Genomic DNA, 7,158 nt, shown 5'->3' with positions numbered 1-7,158 from the left:
TTTTAAAATATCACGATAAAGAGAAATTAAAGAACTATAGTTTTTAGTACTCTCATACAAAATTTCTCTGGTTCGAATATTTTCAGGTGTTAACTCACCTCTGTTTTGCAATAAAGCCGAGCATCCTGTTAAAGAAAGGAGAGACACACAAAATAATACATTTTTGAATTTAGAAAACATTTGGAAATACCCTCATTGCACCTGGTGCTAAAATTAAAATGATAATTGGAAACATAATAAAAAGAATTAACGGAACACTCATTTTTGCAGCTAATGTTCCTAACTTTTCTTCTATTGCTAATAATTGCAATTCACGGATGTCCGTGGATAATTGGGTTAATTGAGAATAAATTGAAGAACCAAAATTTAAACTCTGTTGTAAGACGGTACAAAACATTCTTATTTCTACCGTAGGTAGGGAAATAGAAAGATCTTGTAATGCTTGTGAAAGCCCTGTAATTTCTGATTTACGAATTATTCTCAACATAACATAAGTTAAATCCGAGTTTAACTTTTTAAAATCTATCGCTACCTGCTTTAATGCCGCATCTATACTGATTCCCGTTTGAACCTGCACGGCAACTAGATCAATAAAGCCTGGTAAATCCGCCATGATTTTTTTAATCTTATTTTTTAAAATCAAATTAGTTAAAATACTAGGTATAAGAATAATAAAAGATACAATTAGCGCCATACCAAGCGATAGATCTAATAATTTTTTATCTAGATTAAATAAATAATAGATACCTATCCCGAGGGAAATAAAAAGCAGTTTAACTTTAATATTTTTATCTATAATCCCTAATGTTTTAAGAATAGGGTTATTGTTGATCAGTAATAATTCAAGTTCAGCTTGCTGTTTTGATTTTCCTTTATTAGACTCTTCGACTTTTTTATTTTTCGGACTTTCTCCGGATATAATACCCTTATTTTTCTCTAATCTATTTTTATGCAATAATGCAAAAATTAGGATAAAAATACTTAATAATATTAAGCAGAAATAAAATAATAACATTATGTTGCCCTCCTCATTAACCACCAAATAATCATCATACCCAGCAGCTCACTACCGAATACATAATATAAAATCCAGCGACCACTAGGGTTATTAATTAAAAAGTCAAAGTTTTCAGGCATAAAAAATTGCATAAAAAGGAAAAAACCGACCGGAAAACATCCGACAATCAGAGCAGAAATTCTTGCTTCTGATGTCATTGCTTTCTTTTTCTTTTCCATTTTTTTAGTATCTACGATTAATCTCCCTAAACGAGTTATCACTTCTCGAATTTGTCCGCCTCTCGATAAGTTTGTGCGAATAATAATGATGAAATAATAAAATTCTTTATAAGGATAACGAATATAGCTATCATCAAATACTGCTACCGGATCTTCACCAATCGATAGCCTTCTATGGATATTTCTAAATTCGTTACCCAACGGACCCGGTAAATCTTTACCACAGCGATCTAATGCTTGTAAAAGTCCCGCACCCGAACTAATTGCAGAATTTAAAATTTGAATAACATCGGGAAAGCCCTCTGTGAACATTTTCTTATTTCTACGCTGCCCTAAATACCAAACTAAGAAAATAAAGAAAACTCCAAAAAGCAAACAAAAAATCAATCTATCAATCTTTATATACAATACATTTAAATAGAAAAATGAAAGAAATATTACAAAACTAATGAAAATATTACGGACTAACTTTTGTCTATCTCCAGCAGTAAAATAATATAGCCACAAATGTATTTTATTTTTTAGTTCTTCCAATACATTTTTAATACTGTTTTTACTATATTCTTTTTCATTTATTTTTTTACTCGTTGCCGTCCAACTAATCGCGGTATATAAAAGTAATAAAACACCGAAAGAGAGGATACTGTAATAGAGTAAGTTCATTTAGTTCTCTTCCTCAAAAATACTTTGCAATTGTTCACTTAAATTAAACACTTGAGCATTTTGATAAACAATTGAACGGGTTAATAAACCATGAGAAACAAACTCACCAATAATCTTTCCGTTAGCGTCACGGTATTTACTCGGCTTATAGGAGAAAATATCTTGTAAGATAATCTGGCCGTTTTCCATGCCCATTAATTCGGTAATGTTCATAATTTTTCTTGAACCGTCATTCAAACGAGAAGCTTGCACAACAATATTGACAGCAGAAGAAATGTTACGGCGAATGGCTTCAAGCGGTAATGAGGCGTTAGACATCATAACCATACTCTCCAAACGTGCTAGCGCATCACGCGGGCTATTGGCATGGAGCGTGGACATTGAGCCGTCATGCCCGGTATTCATTGCTTGCAACATTTGGAAAGCCTCCGCCCCACGGCATTCTCCGACGATAATTCTCTCCGGTCGCATCCGTAATGCGTTAATCACTAAATCCTGCATAGTCACTTCACCGGTATGTTCTACACCAGCAAGTCGGGTTTCTAAACGCACAACATGCGGTTGATTTAAACGTAATTCCGCGGTGTCTTCTAACGTGATAACCCTTTCCTGATGAGAAATATAATTGGATAGTGCATTTAATAACGTGGTTTTTCCCGAACCGGTTCCGCCGGAAACAATAATATTTATTCGAGATCGGGCAGCAATAATAAGAAAATTAGCCATATCAAGTGTCATAGATCCATAATTAACCAACTCTTGTAAGGTTTTTTTCTCTTTACTAAATTTTCGAATTGAGATTGAGGTCCCATCCAATGCAATGGGGGGAATAACAACATTTAAACGGCTACCATCCGGAAGTCGAGAATCAACTAGAGGACTACCGTCATCAATACGGCGTCCAACTCTTGCGACTAAGCGTCTGGCTATATCGGTTAACTGCCCGTTATCAATAAAAACTTTATCCGTTTTTTCTAAAATACCGGAACGTTCAACCCAAATATTATTAGGCCCATTAACCAAAATATCATTAACGCCGTCATCGTTCATTAAATCGCGTAACGGACCATATCCTTCAATTTCATCAGCAATCATTTCCGCAATCATCATAAGGTCAGATGAAGTAATATACATATTATGAGTTGCCGTAACTTGATTAACTATTTGAACAAGTTCATTAATCAATTTATCTCTTTCATGCTGAATCTCATCAATTTTCTCAATATCAAGATTACTTAACACTTCACTTCTGAGAAAACTTTGCTGTTCTTTATTTAACATTCTCTTCCTTTATTTAACGATTAATGAACGAGTTGACAAATGAAGAGAAAAAACTGCTTTTTTCTTTTGCTTTATTTCCTGTTCTAGAAACCGAGCCAATAACTTTCATCATTAATGTTTCAATTTCTTTGCGGCCTTTTCGTCCTAAATTAACGGATAAAATATTTTTTGTACCGATATTTTTTAATACAGGGATAACAGCATCAACTGGCGCGCCCAATAATGTTTCTATATCGGTTTTAACCATTAATTTAGACGTTTCCAATCTACTGTCGGAAATACAAATAAAGGTTCGAATCGGCTTACCTTGCATATTTCTCATTCTTTCGCATTCTTCCAAAAAATGTTTTGCCACCCGCAAGGAAGCAATACGCCGCTCCACGATTAGTAGAAAATTATTACTATGTTCAAAAAATTTCGGCAGATCGTCTTTCTTCACATTGAAAATTGGTTGATCATAAATAATAAAATTGTATTTATCGGTAACAGTCGTCGATAGGTCGGATGGTGCACCGATAAAAAGATCAAAATTATGGCTATATTCCACAATATCGCCCTGCAATTTCTTATCAAAAAGCAAATCCAAATCTTGCGATCCGTGTTTTCCTTGGGCTAATAAAACAGGCACTTTTTTATTTATTGCAATTTGATTAGCAATATGCGAACTAATTAATGTAGCTCCTATTCCACCCTTACAACTTAATACACTAACTTTCACTGTATTTCGTACTGTCGGAATATCCACACCAGCCGCAACATTTTCTACCATTTGGTTAATTTGAGAAGAGGCGTGGAAATAAAGGATTCCTTTATTTAACAATTGTTGAGAAAGTGAAATAGAATCACTTTTTCCGATAACACAACACCACACACTCTGTGGAATAATGCTATAAATCTTATCGGTAATAATTTTTGCATCACTCTCTTCTCCAAGATCAACAATAACGCCGAAAGTATCCTCGCTTGAAATAGCAATATTAGAAATATCAAAGAGATTTTTATTAATTATTTCAATATTTTCTAATGCCCTTGTTCGTAGCAGTTCCGCAATTCTTGTCGCCATATCCTTATCAGAGGAAATAACCACAATTTTACGCATATTGCCTGTGAGTATTTTTTCATTATCAAGTAACAGCATAATTTAATTTCTCACCTAAAACTTCAACTGAACACGGCTATTACTTTTTACTGCACAGTTACCGTCTTTACTTAACATATTATCAATCGTCTTCCCCGGACAATACGCCGCCTTCACCCCAATTTGTTCTACATCGGCATAAAGCGGATAAAGGGCAACTTTATTTGGATTGGCAATGATTTGAATACGCTGGGATTCAATCCCTAGATTAAGTAAAACTTTCCGAATTTCAACCGCACTTTTATAAGCCTCTTTATTCACCCATAATAATCGAACTTGCTTGCTGCGATCTCCTCCCATATTGCTCAATATCGCTTGCAAAAGATTATATTGTGCCGCGTTAGAATAATCGGAAAGAGCATAGCGATTGATTAACATCCGATATTGCTCCACTTGGTGTGGAACATCCGCATTATTTCTTAATTCGTTTGCAATCATTGCTTCGGCAGAAATAGCAACAATCGAAGCGGATAAAGATAATAAAATCGTAAATATTTTTTTCATTGAATAAACCCACCATTTTTCAAGAAGTTAGTTGTTAATGTCCGATGATAAATATTTTTAAACGGGGTTAAATTAAAGAAACGCTCCATCGTGCCGGTTTGCTCAAGCGTCGGATAGACAATTTGATCTTCAATAACCGGTTTTACGATATTAACTGTTGCAACAACGACCAATTCTCTATTTTCACGTGAAGTTGATGCATTACGGAAGAATGAACCGATAATCGGTAAATCGCCTAACAAAGGCACTTTATTTAAATTTTCGGCATCAAGAGAGTTAATTAAACCGCCGATAATAAAACTTTCTCCGTTAGCAACCTCAAAGACGGATTTGGTTCTGCGCGTATTAAAATAAGGAATGCTACCGATATTTTCATAATTATAGTTACCGGCAAGAGTGCTCACGTTTTGATCTAAAATTAAACGAATCCGATCATTTTTTTGAACTTTCGCCCCGACTGCCAGTTTTACCCCATAATCTTTATAAATAATGGTCGCATTGCCGTCTCTGTCCCGTTGTGCAAACGGAATTTCGCCACCAACCAAAATTTCTGCGGTTTCTCCCGATAACATTGAAATATTCGGCTCAGCTAAAATCTTACCGTTATTACGGTTATCCAGTGCACTGATAAAAGCGGACAACCCATTAGCATTTAATTGCAAAATACCACTTGTTCCGTTAAAACCGCCTCCTTTAGACCAAGATCCGCCTAATAACGAACCTGAACCGGCTAAATGAGACCAATTAATTCCCAATGAATCGGAAAATTTTTTATTAACCTCAACAACAGAAAGCTTAACGTTAATCTGAGTCGTATCATTAACGTTTGAATGATTAATCACGCCGTCATATTGGTATTTATCTAAAAAAGTAATATGTTCATCACCACCGAAACTACTTCCACGAAGTTTCACTTCCGTCACTTTTTTACTTGCGCCCAGCGCCTCCCCAACAATGCGATTTATTTCATCACTTTCTTCTTGGCTACTTGCTTTACCTTCAATCACATAAGCCTTACCTACTTTTTTTACTGAAAGTTTGGTATTTGGAAAACGTGCTTTAATTTGTTGATTCGTATCTTCGATGTTATTAATCAATATATTCACATTTACCGTATCGGAAGTGAGCTTATTTCCTTCAGCATCAAAAGCCGTCACCTCCGCTCTTCCCTCTTCTTTGGCGTAAATAAGAAAACTCGTATCATCAAGAATTTCATAATCCGCCACATTCGGTGAAGAGACAAAAATCGTATCAATTTTTTGATCCGTTTCGATAAACTGGCTTTGCCCTTGTTCTAAATTAAACGTTTTGGCTGAAGCAATATTAGAAAATAACAATATTGTTCCGCTTAACAACAAATTTAGCCCTATATTTTTCACTGGCTTATAGTTAATTAACATTATTATTGACCTCTCAATTTTCGAATAGATATGCCACGATGTTCAGAACTTTTATCCCTTCCTTCTGAGGGTAAAAGAATCAATTTTGATTCTTTATATAATTTATAAAATTTAGCAACCTGTTTCACATTAACTTTCACGCTAATATATCCGAAAGTATTTGTATTACCCGAAGAACTATTCTTTACTTCTTCATCATTAAAGGTTCTTACTTGTAATACTAATACCCTATCTGCAATCTTAGCTAAATCCAAACGTTCTCTTATACTCCCTCTATCGTCCGAAGAAAAATATTGACTATAAATAGAAACGTAATCTCCACCTTTAACTGTATCTAATAAATAGCGTTCGCTTTCATTAATATTAATTCGAAAAGCGACTTCCTGCTTCGTATTAATACCGGAAATAAGGAATTTTGGATCGCTAGGTGAAATAACTGTAGAGGGAGAAAGTAATGATCCGCCCTGCAAATTCTCATTAACTAAATACCCCTGTAAACTCGTAGAAGAATCCTTTATTAATTCTTTTAAATCATATTCAATCACAGGGCTATTTTCAGGAACTGTAATTTCATTGAGTGAATAATCATCTGTCTGTAAAAGCGTTCCTTTTACTACATCACGTTTTAATTCCGCTAATGTAATCAATTTTTCTATCTTATTTTCCTGATTTTCTTCGACGGAATGCTCTTGTGTAAAATTAACATTAGTTCCTTTGTTACCTGACGGAATAAAAAGAATACCGCCAACACCGACGGCAAGAATAAGGAATGAAATAATAAATAACATTCTATAGTTCATTTTTGCACCTTAAATTTAATTGAAGATAAATTCTATTTAATTGTATGAAGTATTAACCCTAATTTTCTAACTGAATAAAATCGAATTAATAAAAAAACCTGTACTAATTGCCACCCCATAAGGCAAGCCCTTAGTC

At 34.4% G+C, this 7,158-nt stretch carries 7 protein-coding genes and 1 pseudogene; all 8 read right to left on the bottom strand.

From position 1 onward, the window contains the following. Positions 1-180, bottom strand: a pseudogene (locus BKL51_RS12185) (NrfG protein); the annotation flags it as partial. Beyond that, positions 170-1,015: a type II secretion system F family protein gene (locus BKL51_RS11085; RefSeq protein ID WP_077466725.1), complete on the bottom strand. Its 846-nt coding sequence runs from the start codon at positions 1,013-1,015 to the stop codon at positions 170-172. The gene BKL51_RS11085 and the pseudogene BKL51_RS12185, both read right to left, overlap by 11 nt. Continuing rightward, positions 1,015-1,899: a type II secretion system F family protein gene (locus BKL51_RS11080; protein WP_077466724.1), complete on the bottom strand. Its 885-nt coding sequence runs from the start codon at positions 1,897-1,899 to the stop codon at positions 1,015-1,017. The genes BKL51_RS11085 and BKL51_RS11080 overlap by 1 nt, the downstream gene beginning before the upstream one ends. Beyond that, positions 1,900-3,180 carry a CpaF family protein gene (locus BKL51_RS11075; protein WP_077466723.1) on the bottom strand — a complete coding sequence of 427 codons (1,281 nt, stop codon included), beginning with the start codon at positions 3,178-3,180 and terminating at the stop codon, positions 1,900-1,902. A 13-nt stretch (positions 3,181-3,193) separates the two neighbouring features. Beyond that, positions 3,194-4,318, bottom strand: a complete 1,125-nt coding sequence (locus BKL51_RS11070; protein WP_077466722.1) for a pilus assembly protein — start codon at positions 4,316-4,318, stop codon at positions 3,194-3,196. A 15-nt stretch (positions 4,319-4,333) separates the two neighbouring features. Then, positions 4,334-4,822, bottom strand: coding sequence for a hypothetical protein (locus tag BKL51_RS11065; RefSeq protein ID WP_077466721.1), 489 nt, complete (start codon positions 4,820-4,822; stop codon positions 4,334-4,336). Next, entirely contained in the window at positions 4,819-6,222 is a 1,404-nt protein-coding gene (locus tag BKL51_RS11060) for a type II and III secretion system protein family protein (protein WP_077466720.1), read from the bottom strand. The genes BKL51_RS11065 and BKL51_RS11060 overlap by 4 nt, the downstream gene beginning before the upstream one ends. 2 nt (positions 6,223-6,224) lie before the next feature. Beyond that, positions 6,225-7,022 (bottom strand): hypothetical protein, encoded by a 798-nt coding sequence (locus BKL51_RS11055; RefSeq protein ID WP_077466719.1) that lies wholly within the window; start codon positions 7,020-7,022, stop codon positions 6,225-6,227. Positions 7,023-7,158 lie beyond the last annotated feature (136 nt).

The sequence above is a fragment of the Rodentibacter sp. Ppn85 genome (assembly GCF_001999335.1).
Classification (GTDB): Bacteria; Pseudomonadota; Gammaproteobacteria; order Enterobacterales; family Pasteurellaceae; genus Rodentibacter.
This window is presented reverse-complemented; position numbering and strand designations above follow the sequence as displayed.